General features: G+C 63.4%; 20 protein-coding genes. 13 read left to right on the top strand and 7 right to left on the bottom strand.

Features of this window, described 5'->3' with window-relative positions:
- The first annotated feature begins 991 nt into the window (after positions 1 to 991).
- From arsC to P3T20_RS16870, 3 genes are all read left to right on the top strand, one after another.
- Positions 992 to 1,351 (top strand): arsenate reductase (glutaredoxin), encoded by a 360-nt coding sequence (gene arsC, locus P3T20_RS16880; protein WP_429287424.1) that lies wholly within the window; start codon positions 992 to 994, stop codon positions 1,349 to 1,351.
- A 106-nt stretch (positions 1,352 to 1,457) separates the two neighbouring features.
- Positions 1,458 to 2,834 carry a gluconate:H+ symporter gene (locus P3T20_RS16875; protein ID WP_074266908.1) on the top strand — a complete coding sequence of 459 codons (1,377 nt, stop codon included), beginning with the start codon at positions 1,458 to 1,460 and terminating at the stop codon, positions 2,832 to 2,834.
- 157 nt (positions 2,835 to 2,991) lie between these two features.
- Entirely contained in the window at positions 2,992 to 3,282 is a 291-nt protein-coding gene (locus tag P3T20_RS16870; RefSeq protein WP_429287423.1) for a DUF1272 domain-containing protein, read from the top strand.
- A gap of 25 nt (positions 3,283 to 3,307) precedes the next feature.
- Here P3T20_RS16870 and P3T20_RS16865 read toward each other — a convergent pair whose 3' ends face one another.
- Both P3T20_RS16865 and P3T20_RS16860 read right to left on the bottom strand, forming a co-directional pair.
- On the bottom strand, positions 3,308 to 3,517 hold the full coding sequence (locus P3T20_RS16865) for a zf-HC2 domain-containing protein (RefSeq protein ID WP_429287422.1): 210 nt from the start codon (positions 3,515 to 3,517) through the stop codon (positions 3,308 to 3,310).
- On the bottom strand, positions 3,498 to 4,106 hold the full coding sequence (locus P3T20_RS16860; RefSeq protein ID WP_429287421.1) for an RNA polymerase factor sigma-70: 609 nt from the start codon (positions 4,104 to 4,106) through the stop codon (positions 3,498 to 3,500). The genes P3T20_RS16865 and P3T20_RS16860 overlap by 20 nt, the downstream gene beginning before the upstream one ends.
- A gap of 668 nt (positions 4,107 to 4,774) precedes the next feature.
- On the opposite strand from P3T20_RS16860, the gene P3T20_RS16855 reads away from it, so the two are divergent.
- Both P3T20_RS16855 and P3T20_RS16850 read left to right on the top strand, forming a co-directional pair.
- Entirely contained in the window at positions 4,775 to 5,059 is a 285-nt protein-coding gene (locus tag P3T20_RS16855; RefSeq protein WP_429287420.1) for a hypothetical protein, read from the top strand.
- Positions 5,060 to 5,070: 11 nt separating this feature from the next.
- Complete coding sequence (locus P3T20_RS16850) at positions 5,071 to 5,346, top strand: DUF6723 family protein (protein WP_074266913.1); 276 nt, start codon at positions 5,071 to 5,073, stop codon at positions 5,344 to 5,346.
- 264 nt (positions 5,347 to 5,610) lie between these two features.
- Here the strand turns inward: P3T20_RS16850 and P3T20_RS16845 are convergent, their stop codons facing one another.
- The 3 genes from P3T20_RS16845 to P3T20_RS16835 all read right to left on the bottom strand — a co-directional run bounded on the left by P3T20_RS16845 (position 5,611) and on the right by P3T20_RS16835 (position 9,646).
- Positions 5,611 to 6,543, bottom strand: coding sequence for a hypothetical protein (locus tag P3T20_RS16845; RefSeq protein WP_429287419.1), 933 nt, complete (start codon positions 6,541 to 6,543; stop codon positions 5,611 to 5,613).
- A 268-nt stretch (positions 6,544 to 6,811) separates the two neighbouring features.
- Entirely contained in the window at positions 6,812 to 9,079 is a 2,268-nt protein-coding gene (locus P3T20_RS16840) for an ATP-binding protein (protein WP_429287418.1), read from the bottom strand.
- A 222-nt stretch (positions 9,080 to 9,301) separates the two neighbouring features.
- The gene (locus P3T20_RS16835) at positions 9,302 to 9,646 is read right to left on the bottom strand and encodes a hypothetical protein (RefSeq protein ID WP_429287417.1); all 345 of its coding nucleotides are present in this window, start codon (positions 9,644 to 9,646) and stop codon (positions 9,302 to 9,304) included.
- Positions 9,647 to 9,766: 120 nt separating this feature from the next.
- Here P3T20_RS16835 and P3T20_RS16830 point away from each other — a divergent pair, with 120 nt between their 5' ends.
- From P3T20_RS16830 to P3T20_RS16795, 8 genes are all read left to right on the top strand, one after another.
- The gene (locus P3T20_RS16830; RefSeq protein WP_074266916.1) at positions 9,767 to 10,135 is read left to right on the top strand and encodes a response regulator; all 369 of its coding nucleotides are present in this window, start codon (positions 9,767 to 9,769) and stop codon (positions 10,133 to 10,135) included.
- A complete protein-coding gene (locus tag P3T20_RS16825) occupies positions 10,128 to 10,751 on the top strand; it encodes a chemotaxis protein CheC (RefSeq protein ID WP_074266917.1) in 624 nt (207 codons plus the stop codon). Before P3T20_RS16830 ends, P3T20_RS16825 begins: the two co-directional genes overlap by 8 nt.
- Complete coding sequence (locus P3T20_RS16820) at positions 10,748 to 11,683, top strand: sensor domain-containing diguanylate cyclase (RefSeq protein ID WP_429287416.1); 936 nt, start codon at positions 10,748 to 10,750, stop codon at positions 11,681 to 11,683. Before P3T20_RS16825 ends, P3T20_RS16820 begins: the two co-directional genes overlap by 4 nt.
- A 220-nt stretch (positions 11,684 to 11,903) precedes the next feature.
- Complete coding sequence (gene hpnD / locus P3T20_RS16815; RefSeq protein WP_429287415.1) at positions 11,904 to 12,752, top strand: presqualene diphosphate synthase HpnD; 849 nt, start codon at positions 11,904 to 11,906, stop codon at positions 12,750 to 12,752.
- Positions 12,752 to 14,029 (top strand): hydroxysqualene dehydroxylase HpnE, encoded by a 1,278-nt coding sequence (gene hpnE, locus P3T20_RS16810; protein ID WP_429287414.1) that lies wholly within the window; start codon positions 12,752 to 12,754, stop codon positions 14,027 to 14,029. The genes hpnD and hpnE overlap by 1 nt, the downstream gene beginning before the upstream one ends.
- Positions 14,026 to 16,128, top strand: coding sequence for a squalene--hopene cyclase (gene shc / locus P3T20_RS16805; RefSeq protein WP_429287413.1), 2,103 nt, complete (start codon positions 14,026 to 14,028; stop codon positions 16,126 to 16,128). Before hpnE ends, shc begins: the two co-directional genes overlap by 4 nt.
- Before the next feature lie 86 nt (positions 16,129 to 16,214).
- Complete coding sequence (locus P3T20_RS16800; protein WP_429287460.1) at positions 16,215 to 16,874, top strand: phosphorylase; 660 nt, start codon at positions 16,215 to 16,217, stop codon at positions 16,872 to 16,874.
- Between the two features lie 131 nt (positions 16,875 to 17,005).
- Complete coding sequence (locus P3T20_RS16795) at positions 17,006 to 17,479, top strand: acyl-CoA thioesterase (RefSeq protein WP_429287412.1); 474 nt, start codon at positions 17,006 to 17,008, stop codon at positions 17,477 to 17,479.
- A gap of 149 nt (positions 17,480 to 17,628) precedes the next feature.
- Here P3T20_RS16795 and P3T20_RS16790 read toward each other — a convergent pair whose 3' ends face one another.
- Positions 17,629 to 18,735, bottom strand: coding sequence for an MlaA family lipoprotein (locus P3T20_RS16790; protein ID WP_429287411.1), 1,107 nt, complete (start codon positions 18,733 to 18,735; stop codon positions 17,629 to 17,631).
- The gene (locus P3T20_RS16785) at positions 18,732 to 21,359 is read right to left on the bottom strand and encodes an MMPL family transporter (RefSeq protein ID WP_429287410.1); all 2,628 of its coding nucleotides are present in this window, start codon (positions 21,357 to 21,359) and stop codon (positions 18,732 to 18,734) included. The genes P3T20_RS16790 and P3T20_RS16785 overlap by 4 nt, the downstream gene beginning before the upstream one ends.
- Positions 21,360 to 21,446 lie beyond the last annotated feature (87 nt).

Raw genomic sequence — 21,446 nt, 5'->3', positions numbered from 1 at the left:
CCGAGGTTTATGCGCATAAAGAGGCCGGTTGATTGGCGAGTGGGTGGTGGAAGCGTGTCGCAACAGGAATAGGACGGATAGTTGCGAGGTCCGTTTGCGTGAACATGACGTTGTGCTGTGGCGGTTACGTGGCGGCGATCGTGGAAGTCGAGCGGGGCCGTGTCCTGACCCAGCTCGATCAATATCGGGAACGGGTTGGAGGCGCCGGCGAATGACTGCCTCCGCGCTCGGTGATATCTGGGAGCAGATTGCTATGACTTAGCGGCTGACTTGGGCCTACTGCTTCTTGCCGGTGGGGAGGGGGTGATCGCGCAGGGCACGGACTTTATGCGCATAAACAGATCGTTCCGATCGGCCGCATGATGTCACGGCGACGGCCTCAGGCGCGAGTCGGGCGGCAGGCATACCACGGTTCGCAAAGAATGCGGTCCGATCGCCATGCCGAGCGACGCATCCTCACGGGGTGAAAGCCTGGGACAATCGCTATGCCCTAACTGCTCACCCGAGCGTGTGGTCGTTCGCCAACGGGGCCAAGGCCATTGAGCGACGGGTACCGACTTTATGCGCATAAACGCGATCCACCGCAGCCGGCTACGAGAATCTGGGGGCTGCCGTCGCAGATGTACATCGCCCAGCGGACGAAAGGAGCACCCAGCCTCGTTGGACCATTGCTGGGGCAGTACGCCTCTCACTGTCAATGTCACCCTCCCGGCTACGTAACAGCGAGGCTTTACCCACCCACGAGCCCTTCCACGGGGCGCATTCCCGACACCTCACCCATAAGCGGCCCCGAGCCAAACCAACATCGCACGACGGCCACTAAGCTAGCCACCAACATTTCGCAAAAAAACCGTATAAACAAAACTTCGCGATTGAATCTACACCTACCCCGCCAGCCAACCCTACCCATCACAGCCTTAATTTCACCCCACAATCAACGCTAAAATCGCCACCGCTCTCCAGCCGGCTGGCATCCAACCAAAACACCACCATGATCACGATCTATCACAACCCCCGCTGCTCCAAATCACGAGCTGCAGTCGACCTGATCACCAGCAGTCTCAACGTCGCAAACGAGCCCATGGAGATCGTGGAATATCTGAAGCACCCGCTATCCTCCGCGCAACTGAAAACGCTGAACGCAATGCTCGGTTGCCCCGTCCGCGAAATGCTGCGGAACTCCGAGAGCGTCTACGAAGAACTCGACCTTGACCGCACCGACCTCTCCGACGATCAGTTATACGAAGCGATTGAAAAACACCCCATCCTGATGCAGCGTCCGATCGTCGTTCGCAATGGTCGAGCGATCATCGGACGGCCACCCGAGAACGTCGAATCGTTGTTCATCTGAATCCCCCACTTACGCCCGGCTTCGCTACGCCGAACCGCTGACGCCCGCTACAATCGCCGTCATCCGCGCGTGGCCGCGGACGCGTCAATCAACACAAAGGGACATCGTGCATTTACCGACAACACTCGCGCCGTGGTCGCCCCACGACACCCAACTGATCCTGTCGTGCGTACTAGGGCTTGCGCTGATCATCGTTTTTATCAGTGCGCTCAAACTGGCACCGTTCCTGTCGATACTGGTCGGCACGTTCGCTGCCGGGTTTGCCGCCGGCCTGCCGCTCGAAGCGGTGGCAGGTGCTTTCAGCAAGGGAGCGGGCGCGCTGCTTGGAGATGTCGGGATCATCATCGCGCTGGGGGCGATGCTCGGCGCGTTGATGGCCGAGTCCGGCGCAGCGGACCGGCTCGTCTCGACCATCCTCAAGCACTCCACGCCGCGCTCACTGCCGTGGATGATGGCACTGGTGGCGATCATCATCGGGATGCCGCTGTTTTTTGAAGTGGGACTGGTGATGATGGTGCCGATCATCTTCGTGATGGCGCGGCGCTCCCAGCAGCCGATCCTGCGCATTGCAATTCCCGCCCTCGCCGGGATGACCACGTTGCATGCGTTGCTGCCGCCGCACCCGGGTCCGTTGATCGCCGTCAGCGCCCTGCACGCGGATCTCGGCCTGACACTTGGGCTGGGTCTGATCGTCGCCATTCCGGCGGTGATTTTGGCCGGACCGCTCTACGGCATCTGGTTGTCCGGGCGAATGGACGTGGCCGAGCCGGAGGAAATGGGCAAACTGTTCTCCGCGCAGACCGATACGGCCGAACCGCCCAGCTTCGCCATTTCGCTGATCACGATCCTGTTGCCCGTCATTTTGATGTTGGGACGCACCGTCGCGAAACTCGCGCTGCAACCGGAAACGTTCCTCTTTAACGCGCTTAATTTTCTTGGCGAGCCGCTAATTGCCCTCGGGCTCACGGTGCTGTTCGCCATCGTGGCGCTCGGCTGGTCGCGAGGCATGCCGCGCGACCGCGTGAGCGGCATCCTGCGCAAAAGCTTGCCGCCGATCGCCGCGCTGCTTCTGACCATCGGCGCAGGTGGAGGACTCAAGCAGGCGCTCGTGGTCGCGGGCATCAGTACGACTATCGGCAAGATCGCGGTCGGCGCGCACCTGCCTTTAATCCTGCTCGCCTGGCTGATCGCCGTCGCGTTGCGCCAGGCCACCGGTTCGGCCACCGTCGCCACGACGACGACGGCCGGTATCGTCGCGCCGGTCGTCATCGGCCTCAGCCCGACGCACAATTCGCTGCTGGCGCTCGCTATTGGCGCGGGTTCGGTGTTCTTCTGCCACGTGAACGACGCAGGTTTCTGGATGGTGCGTGAATATTTCGGATTGAAACTCAAGCAGACCGTTTTCGTCTGGTCGATCCTGCAGACTATTGTGTCGGTGGTTGGACTCGCGCTGACGCTCTTGATGTGGAGTGTCCTGACCTAAGCCGGATCGCTACCGCGCCCACACGCCGTGGCAGTACCTTGGTACCCGCCTGCCGCAGGATGGGCACCTCGCCTGCCCTGCAGCAGCGCCTACACTGTCTCGTATCGAAGGGCGCAGCGAACGCGCCTTTTTCTTTCTCTCAACACGGGAGCATGCGATGCTGGAACTGAGACCGTCCTGTGAAGGATGTGGCAAGTCATTGCCGCCCAATGCGCCCGACGCGATGATCTGCAGTTACGAGTGCACCTTCTGCGAAAATTGCGCGTTAGGCACGCTCGGCAACGTGTGTCCGAATTGCGGCGGCAATTTCCAGCCCCGGCCCATCCGTCCGCGCGCGATGCTCGCCAAAAATCCCGCAGGCGCGCAGCGGCATTCTGTACACATCAACGAAGCCGGCCACGCGGCCTTTCTCGAACGGTATCGCGCGATCCCGCCCGGCGAGCGCTAATCCGCTGCGGTCGCTTGCCGGCGCGTCAATCGTCAGAATGGACCTCGCCGGCTCCATCGAGCCCGCTTAACTCGCGCGACGCCGTCCGCAGCAAACTGATGTGTTTGCGGTAGTTGCGGCAGCCGCTGCAGATTGGAAGATGCAGGCCGACCGCGATCCACTCGCCGGCCTTCAATGGCCGATCAAGCGCGTCGGATAGCAGCCGCGTGATGTGCTTACATTTCCCCATTCGCATCTTCTCCGGAAAGGCCCTTTTCGGTCAGGCAAGTGCGCAGCCGTAGCCGTGCGCGATACATCAGGACGCTGCAGTGATTGGCGGTTATCTGCAATTCAGTACATATCTCTTCAGTGTCCAGATCGAGGAATTCGCGCATCATGAACACTCGGCCGATATGTTCCGGCAGATGATCGAGGCACATCTCGAAGAGCTGCCAGAATTGCTGCTGGCGTAGCGCGGTCTCGGGCGTCGGCCATAGACGCGGTTTGGCCTCTTTCGACCAGTGGCCGTTGTCCTTGAAAAGCTCGCGGTCGAGCAACGCTTCGTCGTCGAGTTCGGAGTCGAGCGCTGACAGGTTCACCGTGCGTTTGCGGGTGCGCAGGGTGTCGACCAGTTTGTGCCGCAAGATCCCGAACACCCACGTCTTGTGCTCCGATTGCGCGGCGAATCGATCCGCTTGCGACCACGCCGCGGCGAGCGCTTCCTGGACGGCGTCTTCGGCGGCGGCTGCATCGCGCAACTGCAGTCGGGCGAAGCGCAACAGATCGCGCCGCAGTTGCGTCAGATAAACCGGGTCGTCGAAACCCCGCTCCGCCGTTTGCCTCATGCCCGGTCCCACCGCCGTACGGCGTCCGGGCAAGCGTCAACTGAATCCCCAATCGGGCCCGGCGCCGCTTTAACGCGTCTGTTCGGACGCGCTGCAAGATCGATGGTGTTCATGTGTGGATATTTGGGGTATCGAAGATGGGGCGTGGCGCTCATCTTCGCGCTCGCTCCTGCTGTAGCAGACGGAAGTTCAGCATGGATTTGCCTGCAGCGGCGACGTAAACACAGATAAGTCGGTAAAAGCGCGCGTTTATGACAGCGGTATCGGCAATATTGAATGTTTTCTCTTTGAACGGGGCGCTCGAACATTTTCGCCGCGAGGCAACGATCCTCGCGCGGTCCGCCACCATTCAAATGTCCCGCGTCATTTGGGTGCATACGTGCTACAGTGGCTCAACCGCTTGTTGATCTCTCGCGCGCTTGCGCCGACCCCCTCACGTCTTCGCTTTATCGCGCTTCCCGGATCGATCAGGATCCCTCTTTAAGTCACTACGCGTGGCCGCTGCTCCAACGTAACGGAGGCGACCTTCGTTTGCGCGTATCGACATCCCTGCGCCAGTCGCAGAACCGTTTGCCGCAGAAACCGCAGTCGTGTGTTGTGAGTCGCGCAAAAGGCGGCGTCCATACCGCGATCGCCACCCGGCAAACCACTTACGGGAGACAACTACCATGAACAACATCATCAGAAGCTACCGCGGACTCGAGATTTATCCGTTGGTTTATCCGCATCAGCCTCGGGGAGCAAACGGCACGCGTCACTACGATGCGGGTTTCGATGCCGCGGTGAAGATCTGCCGGCGCGGCAAGGACGACACGATGACGACGAGCCGCGTATTTCGCGTGCCAAGCCGCTCGCCCTTCGGAACGACGGGCGATGCGCGGATGGCCTCGGCAAGTCACGCCGAACGGGTCATTGACGGCATGATTGCCGGCCAGTCGATCGTCGGGTTGTGAGCGGCGTCCCGATGGCCTATTCCACTACCACCGCCCGGCGCCAGCCGCTGCAGGACCAGCCCGATCGCCCTGGCCGGGAGAATTATCACGTTGCGGTATCGTCGCGCCGCACGTCGAGCGGGACTGTGCCGACGCTTAAGGTCACACGTTTGAGCGATGGGCGGGCGATCTACCCGTTCCAGGGGCATGCGGACATGCCGTTTTTCGAAGACGCACAAGCTGCGGAACTGTACGCGCAAACGTACGGCTTGCAGCTTGTGGATGGGGATATCGCCGTACCGGAGTAACCGCGGGCGAAAGAAAACAGACGCTATTCCGGCGTCTTGCTGGTTGTCGGCGTGACCGGACGATAGCGCCATTTTTCCGCTCCGTCGCACTACCGCGCCACGCTCCGACAGCGGCCATTTGCCTTAATTCGTCTCAGACCGGAGACGTGCTTGACTGCAAAGGCAAAACCTCCACTTATCCACAAGGTTATTCAGCGAAATTGTGGATAACTTTGGAGGCCACAGGGTTATCCACCGCGACCTCCCACGAAGCGCCTTCACGCGTCACACGTGATGGTGTCCCGTCACGCGATCCCAGCCATGCCGCACTGCTGCCTTGAACCGTTCCCACGTATCGGTCGCGGCCGGTGACGTGGTTTCCCAGTGGCGCCGGGCTTCCGGCTCGACGTCGTCCCAGGGGCGGTCGCGAAAGCGCGCGTCATGGGCAATCGTCGCGCCGTAGCGATACGCGGGCACGTAGTCCTCGTAGCGAGCTTCCTCGCTCGCGTACTGCTCGTCGTAGTGATTGCGGAAGTCTTCTTCATACTCGAGAAACTCGTCCGGAATCGTCTCGCCTTCGATGGGTTCCGGGCGTCGCGCGGCGGGCGCCACATCGACCGGCGTGAACACGGCGCCAAACCCCGGCGCGCTGCCAGCGGCAATGGTGTTGAGCGTGGCCGCTTCGCTGAGTGGCCGCGCCGTCAAAGGCTCGTCGACTAGCGGGTCGGCAGGCACGGGCGGCACGCCTCGCCGTGGATCTCCCGGGGCGACGCTCGCAGAGGGCGGCGTATTGACGCCGCCTATGCCGAGTTCGTCGAGTACCGAGTTTTCCCGGCGGGCGGCCGGTTCGTCCCGTTCTGTGTCCCAGCCCGGTTGGCGCTCACCGATGTCGGTGGCGCCCAGCCGTGCCAGGGTGCTACTGGCGAGTTCCGCATGCGATTCGCTTGCAGCGTTGACGCAAACCAGCACCGCACCGCGGCGCACGGCGTCGGTATAGCGCTCTGCCTCCGGCGCGCGCGGCTCCTTGGCAAACAGGCTGGAGATGAAGCGCTCGATATTGGCCAGCACGCCGGCGTTTTCGACTGCGTCGGCGGCAGAGGGCACCGGGTTGGCCTGCAACTCGATGGCGTCATAGGCGAAACCCGTTTGCACGAGCGTGTCGCGCGCGCTCTCCGCCTGGGCGTAAGTGCCGAATAAACCAATCACGGTATGTCGCATGGCTGTCTCCCGACGTTTTACTGACGGCCGCCGCGATAGCGCGGAGCCTTCTACTGGTCGAGACGCGCAACGATCGTGCCGGACCCCACGCAGCGTCAGGCGGCGCGTCTGCACAGCCATGTGCCGCGTGGGTTAGAGGGTTATAGGCGGTGGCCTGCAGCCTGGCAAGGCGTTTCTTTTACAACAACTGGTAATTCGGGCCGTGCGTGCTGCGCTGCCGAAAATTCAAAGTCCGGCGTACCCAGCGTCAAAACCCGCCGTAGCAAGGTCAATTCGCGGAATGCGCACTGTTCTGTGCCAGATCGTGCTGGATATCCTGCAGCAGCTTGTCGAGGAGGGCGATATCGAACGGTTTGGACAGTACCCGAACGTCGACATGTCGTGCGCGGTCGAGTTCTTCCGCATAACCGGTCACGAGAATGACTGGCAGGCGGGTTTCGAAGGCCTGAACCGCTTCGGCCAGGTCGATACCGTTCGTCGTACCGGGCATATGGATGTCGGAGATCACCAGGTCGAACGGCAGCGGATCGCCGGTGCGCTTCTGCCTGGCGTGCGCTTCGTCGAACAGGCGCAGCGCGGTATCCGCGTTGAACACGCAGGTGACCTGGTGGCCCATCATCTGCAGCAAGGCTTCGGTGCCGGCGGCGACCTCGTCGTTGTCTTCGACCAGCAGGATGCGCAAGCCTTGCGGCGTGCCCGTGTCTTCGACGTTCGGCTCGACGGGGCGTTCGACCTCCGGTAGCGCCGCGGCACGCGGCAGGTAAAGCCGCACCGAGGTGCCTGCGCCGATCGCGCTGTCGATCGCGGCGAGGCCGCCCGAGCGCTCGCAAAATGCGAACACCTGCGGCAAGCCCAAGCCGGTGCCCATGCCTTTCGGCTTGGTCGTGAAGAGCGGCTCAAAGGCCCGGGCGAGTACGTCCGGCGGCATGCCGACACCGGTATCTTCGAGCGAGAGTTGCACGAAATCGCCCGTCAGCGGAAAGCCGTCTTCATGACGGAAGGTAATGTTGGCTGCCCGGACGGTGAAGCGGCCGCCGTTGGGCATGGCGTCGCGCGCGTTGACGGCGAGATTGATCAGCGCCAGTTCGAGTTCTGCGACGTCCACGCGCATCGGCCAGACGTCGGTGCCGATGTCCATCACGAGCGAAACTTTTGCACCCAGCGACGCGCGCAGCAATTCGCGACAGGCCGGCAGCCAGCGCTCGACGGCGAGCGTCTCGTTGCGCAACGGCTGCTTGCGCGCCACGCCGAGCAGCTGGCGCGTGAGCGACTGACCGCTCTTGAGCGCCCGCTCGATGGCGGAGAGCTCGCGATCGAGCCCGGGCGCGCCGCGCCGCCGCGCGATCTGCACATTCGCCGAGACGATCATCAGCAGGTTGTTGAAGTCGTGCGCGACGCTGCCCACCAGATTGCCGAGCGCTTCCATCTTGCGCGACTGCCGGTAGGCAGATTCGATCGAGCGCCGCATCGAAGCCTCGGCCTGCCAGCGCTCCCACGCTTCCTCTTCCGCACCGAGACGCCGCAGCGACAACCAGATCACGCACCACAGCACGATGGATGGCGTGAACATCGACAGGATCAGGACACTCAGATGGCGGTACCAGGCCGCCCAGATCGCCGACGTGCGGTAGCCGCACGACACGTAGACCGGATAAGCGCCGACGCGCCGGTACGCCACGATCAGGTTGTCGTTGGCGAACACCGAGTGCAGCCGGACCACCCCGGCGTGGCTGCCTTGAGCTAAGGCCTGGCTGAGCTGCGTGTGGGGCGTGATCATGGTCGGCTGGCCAGGCGCCGGCGGGTAATGGGCGAGAACCGAGCCGTCGGCGCGGGTCAGGCTCATGGTCATCGGCGTATTGGTGCCGCCGAGCAGTTCCTGATAGAAGGCGATGAAGTAGCCCGGCCGCAAGGCGACCGAGACCACCCCGGCGAAGCCGCCGTCAGCGTTGCGCCGCGCGACGCCCGTGTTGAACACACTTTCGCCGGCAACCTGGCCGACCATATCCTTCGAGACGTGTTCGAGTACCTTGCCGTCGCGAATGCCGGTGAAGTCGTCGCGGTTAGCGATCGACACGGCTGGGGGCGGACTGAACCGGCTGCTCGCGAGGAGCGAGCCGTCCTCGCCGAAAATCGACACCGCTGCGACCTGGGGGTAACCGCCGCCCATGGTGCGTAGCTTGTCATGGATCTGCGCTTCGTCCGCGCGAATACCGTTGTCGTCGAGGCCCTGCACCAGATCGACGACGCGCGCGTCGAGCGCTTCGTTCATGTCGAACACTTTCAGCGCGTGTTCTTCTCCGACGCGCACCGTGTGCACCGTCAGATCGGTCGCGTCGGCTTCACGGGCGTGCAGATCGCTGACGGCCATGGCCGCTACGTAGACGCACGGTAGCACGATCGCCGCGATCAGCAGGGCGATCAGCGTCATGCGCCGGACGTGGAAATTCTGCTCCGGGACGACCGGGAACAGCGCCTCGTCTTCGCGTTCAGCGGAGAGACGACTCGCGTCGCGCGGGTCGGACCGGTCGGATGTCATCTTTAATACCGCTACTGTCGTCTGGGACGGAAAACCTTACGCCTACCATCATACGAGAACCCGGAATTTGCCGGGAAGGATTGTCGAAACCGGTAACAATAGACCTCGGGAATGATGCGAAAGTTTTTTCTCCAAACAGCGAAGAATCCAGAAGCGCAAACGTACACAAAAGCATAAACGGGTCATAGCTTGCGTTTGAGGATATATAAAACCCACAAACTGTCATATGGTGAGTGATTTCTGTTCGTTAAATCCATATTGGCGAGTTGCCTTTTCGCTGGAATAATTTAAGAATCCTGCCACGATAAAAAGTGCGTCCGCCATGCTCGGACGTCTTTGCCGCGAGGGCCAGCCCGAGAACGCATTGCTAGCGTGACGGAAGGAGTTCGCGGAAACGCGCGCGACAGGCTGGGGTACGCCTTCATCCATTCGGCCGCGCAGAACCACCTTTGGGGTAGGCTCGAACATGCCGGTCATCTTTATCGTCCCGCGTGCGCACGCACGCATCCGCATCGTTCCCATCGCACGCGCAACTGCGTGTGCCGTCCCTTGCTGTTCGTCATTCATGCAATCGGTAGTCCCGCTCGCGTCGAGGCATGCTTCGGCCGGTCTGTGTCCGGGCCGCTAAAGAAACTTTGATCCAGGCCGTTAATCCGACCGAGCCCATTCCGTTTTCACCCTCCCGCCATGTCATTGCCCATTGTGATCGCCGACGATTCGTTGCTTGCCCGCAAGGTGCTCACAAAGGCGCTGCCGCCGCAGTGGGATGTGGACGTCAGCTACGCATCCAATGGGCGCGAAGCGCTCTCGCTGTATCGCGAAGGCAAGGCGTCCGTGATGTTCCTCGACCTGACGATGCCGGACATGACCGGCTATCAGGTGTTGGAGGCGCTGCAGCATGAGGACCTGAACACGTTCGTGATCGTCGTGTCGGCCGATGTGCAGCCGATGGCCCAGGCGCGCGTGCGCAGCCTGGGCGCCATTGCCTTCATCGCCAAGCCCGTCACTCCCGAGGCAGTACTACCCATCCTCAAGGAGTACGGGTTGTATGAGTGAGCCAGTCCTCAACGAAGATCGGCGCGACGCGCTGCAGGAAGTTGCGAACCTTGCGATGGGCCAGGCCGCGACGCGGCTCGCACGCCTGCTCGATACGTTTATCGAGCTGTCCGTGCCGCGCGTGCAGGTGGTCGAGGTAAGCGACGCGGCTGCGGCGCTGCGCAAGATGACCGGCATTCAGGAGACCGTGAGCGCCGTGCGTCAGGGTTTCCGCTCCGACATCAAGGGCGAGGCCCTGGTCATTTGCCGCAGCGGCAGCATCGACCAGCTGTGCGCGCTGGTGAACGACCCGTATCCACGTTCGGCCTACGAGGCCGTCAGCCAGCAGGAAGTGATCTTCGACGTCGCCAATGTGCTGATCGGCGCTTGCGTCTCTTGCATCCTCGAGCAGCTTGGCCGCACGCCGGTATTTTCGGCGCCGGGTCTGCTCGGCGAGTCGATGTCGCTCGAGGACGTGTTTCAGCCCGGTTTGCTCGGCTGGGAAGTCGCGTTGCTGGTCGAAGTCAACTTCGCGCTCGAGGACCAGAGTTTCCGCGCCCACCTTGTCATGCTGATGGCCGAAGAGTCCATCGTGCACATGAATGACGCGCTCGACGCGTTGCTGTCCAGTCTATGAATGCCTCCGCTTCGCTAAGCGATCTCGTTGTCGAACGCGTCGGTTTCGGAATTTTCGTGCTTGATCGCGATATGAACGTGCTGATGTGGAACCGTTTCATGCAGGATCACAGCGGTTTATCGGCCGAGAAGGTGGTCGGCAAGTCGATTTTCGCCAATTTTCCCGAATTGCCGCGCGTGTGGCTGACCCGCAAGCTGGAGAGCGTGTTCCAGCTCGGCAGCTTCGCGTTCAGTTCATGGGAGCAGCGGCCCTATCTGTTCAAGTTCGACCACGACCGGCCCATTACCGGCGGCGTCGATTTCATGCAGCAGGACTGCACCTTTATGCCGCTCACGCGCGACCGCGAGGTGGTGGCCGTGTGCGTGACCATCTCCGATGTAACGCACGTGAGCATCGTGCAGCGCGAGCGCGAAGAGGCGGTTGCCAAGCTGCAGGAGTACGCGGACCGCGACGGCCTGACCGGCATCGCGAACCGTCGCTATTTCGAAGCGCGCCTGCGCGACGAGTACACGCGCTGGCAGCGCTACGGCGGCGATATGTCGTTGCTGCTGTTCGATCTGGACCACTTCAAGAAGATCAACGACCAGTTCGGCCACGGCGTCGGCGACACGGTACTGCGCGAGATGGCGCAACGGGTCGCGCAGGTGGTGCGAGTGCAGGATACGTTCGGCCGCTTCGGCGGCGAGGAATTCGCATTGCTCCTGCCATGCACGCCGCTCGAAGATGCGATGCAGGTGGCCGAGAAAATCCGTCATACGATTGGCGACGAGCCGGTCGAGGTGCAGGGCGCCCAGGTACCGGTGACGGCGAGCGTCGGTGGCGCATCGGCGCGGGTCGGCGTGCCGAACTATGACGTGCTGATCAACGAGGCCGACGCCGCGCTCTACAGCGCCAAGCGTCAGGGCCGCAACCGCTCGGTCGCCTTTATCTGACCGGTCTGGCGCGGCCTGCCGCCGCGCCGCCTTGTCATCCGCAAGATTGGCCGATTGCGCCCTCAAACTGCGCCGTCTCGCAAAGATTGTTATACTTTTCGCCGTTTCCGGTATCCCTTGCCGGTGTTATCGCGCGTGTCCGCGCGCGCGGCCTGCCCTCTGGGCGGGCACGCTTCCGATTTCTTGACCGCCTCCAGAGGGCCCCCCAGCGGAGATCGTCTTGGCTGTTTCCAATCTTGTCGTGGACGATACTGAAACCGACGCCGCTGCCGCCACGTCAGGCAGCTCGTTTTACCTCGCGATGCGCATCCTGCCAGCGGCGCAGCGCGACGCGATGTATCAGGTCTACGCTTTTTGCCGCGCTGTCGACGATATCGCCGATAGCGACCTGCCGCGTGCCGAGCGCTCGGCTGGACTCGAGCGCTGGCGCGCCGATATCGACGCGTGCTATGCCGGCGCGCCGCGCGCTTCGTTGCGCGCGTTGACGCGGCACATCCACACGTTTCACCTGCAACGCGAAGACTTCCACGCCATGATCGACGGTATGGCGATGGATGCCGCCGAAGACATCTGCGCGCCGGACGACGACACCCTCGACCTGTATTGCGACCGTGTCGCGAGCGCCGCGGGGCGTTTATCGGTGAGGATCTTCGGGATGCAGGAGGAGCCCGGCCGTCAGTTGGCGCATCACCTGGGCCGGGCGCTGCAGCTGACCAACATCCTGCGCGATATCGACGAAGACGCGGACATCAACCGCTGCTATCTGCCGCGCGAACTGCTCGCGCTCGAAGGTATCGCCACGACGACGCCCGCGATTATTGCCGACGATCCGTCGCTGCCGCGCGTCTGCTGCAAGCTGGTGAAGCGCGCGCGCGAGCATTTCGCCCAGGCCGACGCGATCATGGACGCCTCGCCGCGCAATCACGTTCGCGCCCCGCGCATCATGTCCGGGGTCTATCGCTGTCTTCTCGATCGCACCGTTGAACGCGGCTTCGATCTGCCGCGCACCAAGGTCAGCAAGCCTAAGGCGCGTCTGTTGTGGATCGTCGCCCGGTACGCGTTTTTCTGATGCCGAAACTCGTCCACGTGATCGGCGCGGGTCTCGCCGGTCTGGCCGCCGCCGTGCAATTGCAGCGGCGCGGCGCGCAGGTCGTGTTATACGACGCGGCCGGGCAGGCGGGTGGACGCTGCCGCTCCTGGTACGATCGGACGCTCGGTGCGACCATCGACAGTGGCAATCATCTGGTGATGTCGGGCAACGACGCGACGCTGAATTACGTGCGTGCGATTGGCGCGTTCGACGAGCTGGTCGGGCCCACTCAGCCCGAATACCCGTTCATGGACCTGGCGACACGGGCGCGCTGGACCGTGCGTCCGTCGGCTGGACTCTTGCCGTTGTGGGTCTTCGATCAGGCCGCGCGGGTGCCCAATACCCATCCGGGCGACTATCTGATGCTCGCGCCGCTGCTGTTGGCGAAGCCCGGCCGGACGATGGCGCAGACCATGCGCTGCGACGGAGTGCTTTGGGACCGCTTGCTGCGGCCGCTGCTCCGCTTGATGCTCAACCACGAGCCGCGCGAGGCGAGCGCCGAACTGGCCGCCGCGATGGTTCGCGAGACGCTTGCGGCTGGTGGTCAAGCGTGCCGGCCGCTGCTGGCGCGCAATGGCTTGAGCAGCGCCTTCGTCGATCCGGCGCTGCGTCTGTTGCAGCATGGCGGGGCGGCGATACGGCTTGGCGCGCAACTGAAGGAAATTGTGTTTGCGGACACGGGCCGGGTGAGCGCGCTGGAGTTTGCCGAAGGCGACGGCAATCAGCGCGTCGAACTCGACGATCAGGCGGCGGTGGTGCTGGCGGTGCCGCCGGATATCGCGCAGACGCTTGTGCCCGGTCTGCGGGCGCCGCAGCGCTTTAGCGCGACGCTCAACGTGCACTTTGCCGTGGAACCGCCGTTCGGGGTGCCGCCGCTGATGGGGCTGCTTAACGGCACGGCCGAGTGGCTGTTCGCATTCGACGGGCGTCTTTCGGTGACGATTAGCGGTGCCGACCGCTTGCTCGACACCCCACACGAAACGCTTGCGAAGACGGTCTGGGCCGAAGTCGCCCAGGCCGCGAGCCTGCCGCTCGAACCCATGCCGGCCTGGCAGGTCGTGTCTGAACGCCACGCGACCTTTGCCGCGCTACCGGGCGAAGAAATGCGCCGCCCCGGCACGCGCACCCGCTGGAAAAACCTGACGCTCGCGGGAGACTGGACGGCCACTGGCTTGCCCGCGACGATCGAAGGAGCGATCCGCTCTGGCCAGAAGGCCGCGGATACGCTGCTGAACGAACCGATGGAACGCAGATGAACGATTTTTCCCTTGCCCAGACGACGGGCGCCAATCAAGACGATTCAGCCGATTCTCCTGACGCAGTCGTCTCACCTGACGCGTCCGGGATGGCCGCTGTTTCGCCCGCGAGCGAGCCCGACGCTGCTGCGGCTACCGCCACTGCAGGCGTTGGTGCCGCTACACAGTCCGCCACCACGCTGGACGCCGCCGTCACCCGCGCGACCGACGCGATTCTCGCGGCGCAGCGCCCCGATGGCCACTGGGTCTATGAACTCGAAGCCGACGCGACGATTCCTGCCGAATATGTGCTGCTGACTCACTACCTTGGCGAAGAGCCGAACGTGGAACTCGAGCAGAAGATCGCGCGCTATCTGCGCCGCATCCAGTTGTCGAACGGTGGCTGGCCGCTCTTCACGGATGGCGCGCTCGACGTCAGCGCAAGCGTGAAGGCGTACTTCGCGCTGAAGATGATTGGCGATCCTGAGGATGCCGATCATATGCGCCGCGCCCGCGAAGCGATTCTCTCGCACGGCGGCGCAGAAGCGTCCAACGTCTTCACGCGCGTCCTGCTCGCGCTGTTCGGCGTGGTCTCCTGGTATGCAGTGCCAATGATGCCGGTCGAGATCATGCTGTTGCCGCAGTGGTTCCCGTTCCATCTGTCGAAGGTGTCGTACTGGGCGCGTACCGTGATCGTGCCGCTGCTCGTGCTCAACGCGAAGCGCCCGGTGGCGCGCAACCCGCGCGGCGTGCGTATCGACGAACTGTTCCGCGGCGCGCCCGTCACAACCGGGCTGTTGCCGCGTGCCCCGCATCAGCATCAGGGTTGGTTCACCTTCTTCCGCGGCGTCGATAACGTGCTTCGCCTGGTCGACGGCCTGTTTCCGAAGTACACGCGTGAGCGTGCTGTCAAGGCGGCCGTTGCCTTTGTCGACGAGCGTCTGAATGGCGAGGACGGACTCGGCGCGATTTTCCCGGCGATGGCCAACTCCGTGATGATGTACGACGTGCTGGGCTACCCGGCCGATCACCCGAGCCGAGCGATTGCTCGTCAATCGCTCGACAAGCTTCTCGTCATCAAGGACGACGAAGCATATTGCCAGCCGTGTCTGTCGCCGGTGTGGGACACCTCGCTCGTGGCGCACGCGCTGCTCGAAACCGGCGAGCCGCGCGCCGAACAGGCCGCCGAGCGCGGTCTGCAATGGCTGCGTCCGCTGCAGATTCTCGATGTGCGCGGCGACTGGATCTCGCGCCGCCCTGATGTGCGTCCCGGCGGCTGGGCGTTCCAGTATGCAAACGCGTACTACCCGGACGTCGACGATACGGCCGTGGTGGCAATGGCCATGCAGCGCTCGGCGGCGCTCACGGAGTCGAACGTCGATGATGCGGCGATTGCCCGCGCGCGCGAGTGGGTGGTCGGCATGCAGAGCAGCGACGGCGGCTGGGGCGCATTCGAGCCGGAAAACACGCAGTACTACCTGAACAACATTCCGTTCTCCGATCACGGCGCGCTGCTTGACCCGCCCACTGCGGACGTGTCGGGCCGTTGTCTGTCGATGCTCGCGCAACTGGGCGAACTGCCGGCCAACAGCGAGCCGGCTCGCCGCGCGTACGACTACATGCTCAAGGAACAGGAGTCGGACGGCAGCTGGTATGGCCGTTGGGGCATGAACTACATCTACGGTACGTGGACGGCGCTCTGTTCGCTGAACGCTGCTGGTATGGCGCATGACGACCCGCGCATGAAGCGCGCCGCGCAGTGGCTCGTGTCGATCCAGAACGACGACGGCGGCTGGGGCGAAGACGGCACCAGCTACAAGCTCGATTACCGCGGCTACGAGCGCGCGCCGAGCGTGCCGTCGCAGACCGCGTGGGGCCTGCTCGGGCTGATGGCGGCGGGGTGCGTCGAACATCCGGCGGTGGCGCGCGGCATCGAGTATCTGTTGCGCGAGCAGCGCGAACACGGTCTGTGGGATGAAGCCCGCTTTACCGCCACCGGTTTTCCGCGTGTGTTTTATCTGCGCTATCACGGCTATCGCAAGTTCTTCCCGCTCTGGGCACTGGCGCGTTACCGGCAACTGAAACGCGACGGACTGACGCGCGTTACGGTCGGGATGTAATGGTGTCTACGTCTTCTGGTTCTAGTCAGTTGTTCTCTTCATCCAAGGCAGGCGGAAGCAGGCTGCCCGTGATCGCGGTCACGGGCATGGCTTTCGAGGCGCGCATTGTGCGTGGCGAGGGCGTCGAGGTGGTGTACGCGGCGCGGGCCGATCTGCTCGAACGGGCGCTGCGCGCCGCGCTCGCGCGCGGTTGCTCGGGCATCATCAGCTTCGGTACGGCGGGCGGACTCGCGCCGGATCTGGAACCGGGCGCGCTGATCGTGGCGGATGCCGTAGATGGTCCGCACGGGCGTTTCCCCACCGATCCGCGTTGGTCCGGGCATCTGGCTGCCGCGCTGGCGGCTACGCCGCTTGGTGCGACCCTGCGCCGTGGCCTGATGGCTGGCGTGACGGCGCCGCTCACGGGCGCCGACGATAAAGCCGCCTTGCATCGCTCCAGCGGCGCGCTCGCTGTAGATATGGAATCGCATATCGCGGGCGCCATCGCCGCGGCTCAGGGCCTGCCGTTCGCAGTCTGCAGGGCGATTGTCGATCCGGCGCGGCGCACGTTGCCTTCGGCCGCCACGGCCGGCTTACGCGACGACGGTAGCACGGCGATTGGGCCAATCCTGCGCGAACTGCTGAAGCAACCTTCCCAACTCGGGGCCCTTTTAAGGGTGGCGACCGACGCCCGTGCGGCCCGCACGGCGCTGGTTCAGGCGCGGCAGGCGCTAGGTGCGGCCGGAGCGTTGCAGCCGGGTGTGTGAAACGGGGCTAGATGTCTGTACCCTCTGCTGCGCGGCATAAGGGAAAACCCTTAATTTTAGTATAATCTAGGTATTAACCCTAGGTTCCGGCTGCGATGCCGGCCCGCATCACCTCACGAAGGGGATACCAAATGAATTTCCACACCAGAAAATGGGTCAAGCCCGAAGATCTGAATCCGAACGGCACGCTGTTTGGTGGCAGCCTGCTGCGCTGGATCGACGAAGAAGCGGCCATTTACGTCATTTGCCAGCTGGACAACCAGCGCGTGGTGACCAAGCTCATGTCGGAGATCAACTTTGTCAGCTCGGCGCGCCAGGGCGACATCATCGAACTGGGCATTACCGCGACGCATTTTGGCCGGACTTCGATCACGCTGCGCGCTGAAGTCCGCAACAAGATCACCCGCAAGAGCATCCTGACGATCGAAAAGATCGTGTTTGTGAATCTCGGCGAAAACGGCGAGCCGGCTCCGCATGGCCGCACGCAGATTCGCTTCGCAGATGAGGCGTTTGAGCGCTATCGCTCGAGTTTGGCTCCGGCGGCCCAGCCGGCGGCGAGCGTCGAGGATGCGGCAGCCGGCGTCGAAGCCGATACGATGCATTGAAGTCAGGCTGGGGCGTATTCTTACGCTCGTCACCAGAAGCGAAAAATGAAACAGCCCGACCGGCGTTGATAGCCGGTCGGGCTGTTCCGTTTAGCGCTGGCGAAAGGACGGCGACAAACCACTTGCCTTGCCCAGGCGAATGCGACTAGTTATTGCCTCAGCGGAACCGGCGCGGCGGCACCGGAAGCTGCTGCTGCGGCTGCCGCGCCAGATGCCGCCGGAGCCGTGGCGGCCTTCGCCGAGCTTGCGCCGACGGGAGCCGATGCGCCATTGGCGGGTGCGGCCGGTGCCGACGAATCACCTGGGTCAGTGTAATTCGGTGCCCCTGCGGGCGCTGCACCCGATGCGCCATTGGCAGGCGCGGCCGGCGCCGATGAATCACCTGGATCCGTGTAGTTCGGCAAGCCGGCGGGTTCCGTGCCCGAAGCACCATTAGCTGGAGCAGCCGGCGCCGACGAATCACCCGGGTCGGTGTAGTCCGGCAGACCAGCCGGCGCCGTCCCAGATGCTCCTGTTGCCGGCGCCGCGCCCGCACCGTCCGAGCCCGGATCACCATAGTTCGGCAGCGGAGCGGGCGTCGAACTCGAACCGCGCAACAGCGACTGGCGTTGCTGCGTATACGCGTCGCGAACGAACGAATATTTATCGAGCGCGGCAGCCTGCAGCAGGTCCGACGCACCGAGCAGATCGGCACGCGCGCTAATGAACTGCGCGATATACATCGGATTGCGCACGGCCGGCTTCAGATAGTGGATCACGTTAAAGCGGAAGTCGACGATATAGCCCGTGCTGTCACGCACTGAGCTCGGCCCGAACAACGGCAGCACCAGATACGGGCCCGCAGGCACGCCCCAGCGGCCAAGCGTCAGTCCAAAGTCCTCATGATGCTTCGGCAAGCCAGCCGGCGTGGCAAAGTCGAGCAGACCGCCGACCCCGAACGTCGAGTTCATCACGAAGCGCATGACGTCTTCGGTCGCGTCCGTGATTTTCAACTGCAGAAGGTTGTTGGCGGCATTGCCCAGGTCGCCGAGATTGGAAAAGAAGTTGCTGATCGCCTGACGGACCGGTTGCGGCGTGACCTTCTGATAGCCCTTCGCAACGGGCTGCGCGATGGTCCGGTCGAGCGCATCGTTGAACTTGAAAATCTGCCGGTTCATCGGTTCCAGCGGGTCGCCCGGCTTGCGGTCGGGACCCGTCGCGCACCCTGCAAGCGCACCTGCAACGAGCAGGGTCAGGGCGGTGGTTCGCATCTTCATTTGGTGATTCCTTGCTTTTCTTTCGATGCGCGACGCGCGCGCGGCTTACCCATCAGGACGGGCTGAAACACCACTGCGCCGATCAGTGTGCACAACAGCGATAGTGCGAGCAACCGCCCCATGCTCGACGTGCCCGGATGATGCGACAACCAGAGGCTCCCGAACGCCGTTGCGGTAGTGGCCGCGCTGAACATCACGGCGTGCGTGAGACTCGACTGCAGCAGACCCGTTTGTCCGTTGCGCCACGCCATGACGAAGTAGATCTTGAACGCGACGCCTACGCCGAGCATAAGCGGCAACGCGATGATGTTGGCGAAATTGAGTGGCATGCCGAACACAACGCACAATTCAAGCGTGACCAGTGCCGACACCAGCAGCGGAATCAGCGTGCGCAGCACGTCGCTGAGTCGCCGCAACGCGAGCCATAGCAGGATGGTGATAGTCACCAGCGCCCACGCGGCGGCTTCCAGGAACGCCTTGATGATTACGTCTGCGGAATGCAGGATCGAGATGGTCCCGCCGATCGCGTCCGGCTCCGTCGTCTTCACCGCATGGGCGAAGCGTCGCAGCATCGCATCGTCGCCTGGGTCTGCGCCCGGCGCGACCTTGGGAGCGATGTCGACCAGCGCGCGGCCGTCGGCCGCGACCCAGTCGCGCGAGATTTCGGGCGGCAAGGTGGCACGCGTGATTTCGCTCGGTTGCAGCAACTCGGCGAGTTGCTGCAGCGCGATCTTCAGCGTGCCGGACATCGCAGTTTCTGCGCGGTCGCGCGTGGCGGCATCTGCGGCGGCAAGCTTTTGCAGCGTCGTCGATAGATGCTGCGCCTCGGCCGCACCCGGACCGGGATGGTCCTCCGCGGCAAGCGACAGCTGGTTGGCCGCTCGCTTCAAGGCGGCAACGCGCAACGCATCGCTCGACGGCGGCGCGGGCGTTTGCGTCAAGGCGGGCAACAGCTGCTGCGCAGCGCTATTGATGAGCAGAAGCTTTTGGGACTGGTCGGTCGGAATGAAGGTGCTCAGTGTCGTGACGAGGCCCACCTCCGGCAGTGTCCTGAGATGCGCCGCGATCTTGTCCGCGTCCGCGAGCGATGGCGTCAGCACGTGCACGTTGTTGACAGCGGCCTCGGGCGAATCCTTCAGCGAGAGCAGTGTCGCCATCGATTCCGTATGCGGGTCTTTCAGATGCAGCGGGTTGAAGTCGAAGCGCAGATGAGTCAGCAACGGCATCGCACCGACGACAACCACGAGGGTGCCGATCAGGACGGGTTTGCGGTGACGGTCGAGGAAATCGTCGACGGGTGCCAGTTGCTTGAAACCTGGCGAAGCGACTTCACCAGGTGGATTGAAAATCTTCAGGAGTGCCGGAAACAGCGTCATGTTGGTCCCATACGCGACGAACATGCCGACGCCGGCGATCTGCCCTAGCTCCGCCACGCCGCGGTAGGCGGTGGGCAGGAACGAGAAGAACGCTTCGGCCACGGCGACCGCGGCGAGCGTCAACGGTACGCCGATGGTATGCGCGGTATTGACGAGGGCGGCGGCCAACCGGTCATCGCGATGGCGCTCCTCGCGGTACTTCACGCCGAACTGGACCCCGAAGTCGATCCCGAGCCCGACGAACAACACCATGAACGCAACGGAAATCATGTTGAGCGCGCCGACCATCATCAGGCCGAGCGCGGCGGTGATAGCAAGACCGACGAACAGCGTGATGAGCACGGCGACGATCATCCGGCCGGAGCGCAACGCGAGCCACAGGATCACGAGTACCACGACGAAAGTGATGATGCCGTTGAGCGCGGCGCCATCTTGCACTGAAGCCAATTCTTCGTCGGAGAGCGGTTGTTCGCCGGTCAGACGGATCGACGCACCATAGTGGGCGTTGAGATCGAGCGACGCGGCCGTGGCGCGGATGGCGGCGGAGGCGCGGGCGCCGGGTTCGAGCGCACCGTAGTTGACCACCGGCTGCACGGTGATGAAGGCGCGCGCCGGGTTCGTGCTGATGTCCTTGTCGACCAGCGCGCGCCACGAGAAGGCGGCGGGCTGGCCGGCGAGCACACGGTCGAGCACGGTGGTGCTTTGCGAGAGCAGATGGCTCATATCGCTGAGCTTGACCTGGCCGAGCTGAAGCGGCAGCAGCAGGCTGGTGGTGAGGACCCCTGCAAGACCGGTCAGACTGGGATCTTTGGCGAGCGCATTGACGAGGGGACGCGACTGAACGAGTTGTCCTGTGGTGGACTGGACCTGGTCGAGCGACAGAAACAGCAAGCCGTTGTGCTCGAAGAACGAACCGCCGGCCGGTTGCGTGACGGCGACGAATTCCTTGGGCTGCTTTTTCAGCGCGTCGGTGAGAGCGTTCGCAGCGGCATCGGCGAATTCGGGGGCACGCGCTTCGACGACGACCAGCACGGTTTGGCCGCGTTGGGGGAAGGCGTTATCCATGGCGTCGTCGAGGGACGACCAGGCCTTGTTGGTTTCGACGAGGCGGCTGATGTCGGTGTTGATCTTGAAGTGATGGACGACGTAATAGCTACTCAGGACCGCGAGGATGAGCGATATGAGGATGACGCGCAGCGGGCGGCTGACCGACCAGGCGACGAGGCGGACGATAGATGACTTCAGCATGTAGGCGAGTGGGGCCCTGTCACAGATGGCGTTTTTGGCATAAGGGCATAAGTATACCGACGTAGGGCCAATTGGCTCAGGTTGTGG

Origin of the sequence: Paraburkholderia sp. GAS206C, assembly GCF_050435645.1 — a bacterium.
GTDB lineage: Bacteria > Pseudomonadota > Gammaproteobacteria > Burkholderiales > Burkholderiaceae > Paraburkholderia > Paraburkholderia phenazinium_B.
The sequence above is the reverse complement of the archived record's forward strand: the minus strand, read 5'-3'. Positions and strand labels throughout refer to the sequence as shown.

Coding starts and splice junctions, on each gene's coding strand:
- P3T20_RS16870 (WP_429287423.1), top strand. CDS start 2,992: ATGCTGGAACTGAGACCGTCCTGTGAAGGATGTGGCAAGTCATTGCCG.
- P3T20_RS16795 (WP_429287412.1), top strand. CDS start 17,006: ATGAATTTCCACACCAGAAAATGGGTCAAGCCCGAAGATCTGAATCCG.
- P3T20_RS16790 (WP_429287411.1), bottom strand. CDS start 18,735: ATGAAGATGCGAACCACCGCCCTGACCCTGCTCGTTGCAGGTGCGCTT.
- P3T20_RS16825 (WP_074266917.1), top strand. CDS start 10,128: ATGAGTGAGCCAGTCCTCAACGAAGATCGGCGCGACGCGCTGCAGGAA.
- P3T20_RS16785 (WP_429287410.1), bottom strand. CDS start 21,359: ATGCTGAAGTCATCTATCGTCCGCCTCGTCGCCTGGTCGGTCAGCCGC.
- hpnE (WP_429287414.1), top strand. CDS start 12,752: ATGCCGAAACTCGTCCACGTGATCGGCGCGGGTCTCGCCGGTCTGGCC.
- arsC (WP_429287424.1), top strand. CDS start 992: ATGATCACGATCTATCACAACCCCCGCTGCTCCAAATCACGAGCTGCA.
- P3T20_RS16835 (WP_429287417.1), bottom strand. CDS start 9,646: ATGAATGACGAACAGCAAGGGACGGCACACGCAGTTGCGCGTGCGATG.
- shc (WP_429287413.1), top strand. CDS start 14,026: ATGAACGATTTTTCCCTTGCCCAGACGACGGGCGCCAATCAAGACGAT.
- P3T20_RS16855 (WP_429287420.1), top strand. CDS start 4,775: ATGAACAACATCATCAGAAGCTACCGCGGACTCGAGATTTATCCGTTG.
- P3T20_RS16850 (WP_074266913.1), top strand. CDS start 5,071: ATGGCCTATTCCACTACCACCGCCCGGCGCCAGCCGCTGCAGGACCAG.
- P3T20_RS16840 (WP_429287418.1), bottom strand. CDS start 9,079: ATGACATCCGACCGGTCCGACCCGCGCGACGCGAGTCGTCTCTCCGCT.
- P3T20_RS16865 (WP_429287422.1), bottom strand. CDS start 3,517: ATGCGAATGGGGAAATGTAAGCACATCACGCGGCTGCTATCCGACGCG.
- P3T20_RS16800 (WP_429287460.1), top strand. CDS start 16,215: ATGGCTTTCGAGGCGCGCATTGTGCGTGGCGAGGGCGTCGAGGTGGTG.
- P3T20_RS16860 (WP_429287421.1), bottom strand. CDS start 4,106: ATGAGGCAAACGGCGGAGCGGGGTTTCGACGACCCGGTTTATCTGACG.
- P3T20_RS16845 (WP_429287419.1), bottom strand. CDS start 6,543: ATGCGACATACCGTGATTGGTTTATTCGGCACTTACGCCCAGGCGGAG.
- P3T20_RS16830 (WP_074266916.1), top strand. CDS start 9,767: ATGTCATTGCCCATTGTGATCGCCGACGATTCGTTGCTTGCCCGCAAG.
- P3T20_RS16820 (WP_429287416.1), top strand. CDS start 10,748: ATGAATGCCTCCGCTTCGCTAAGCGATCTCGTTGTCGAACGCGTCGGT.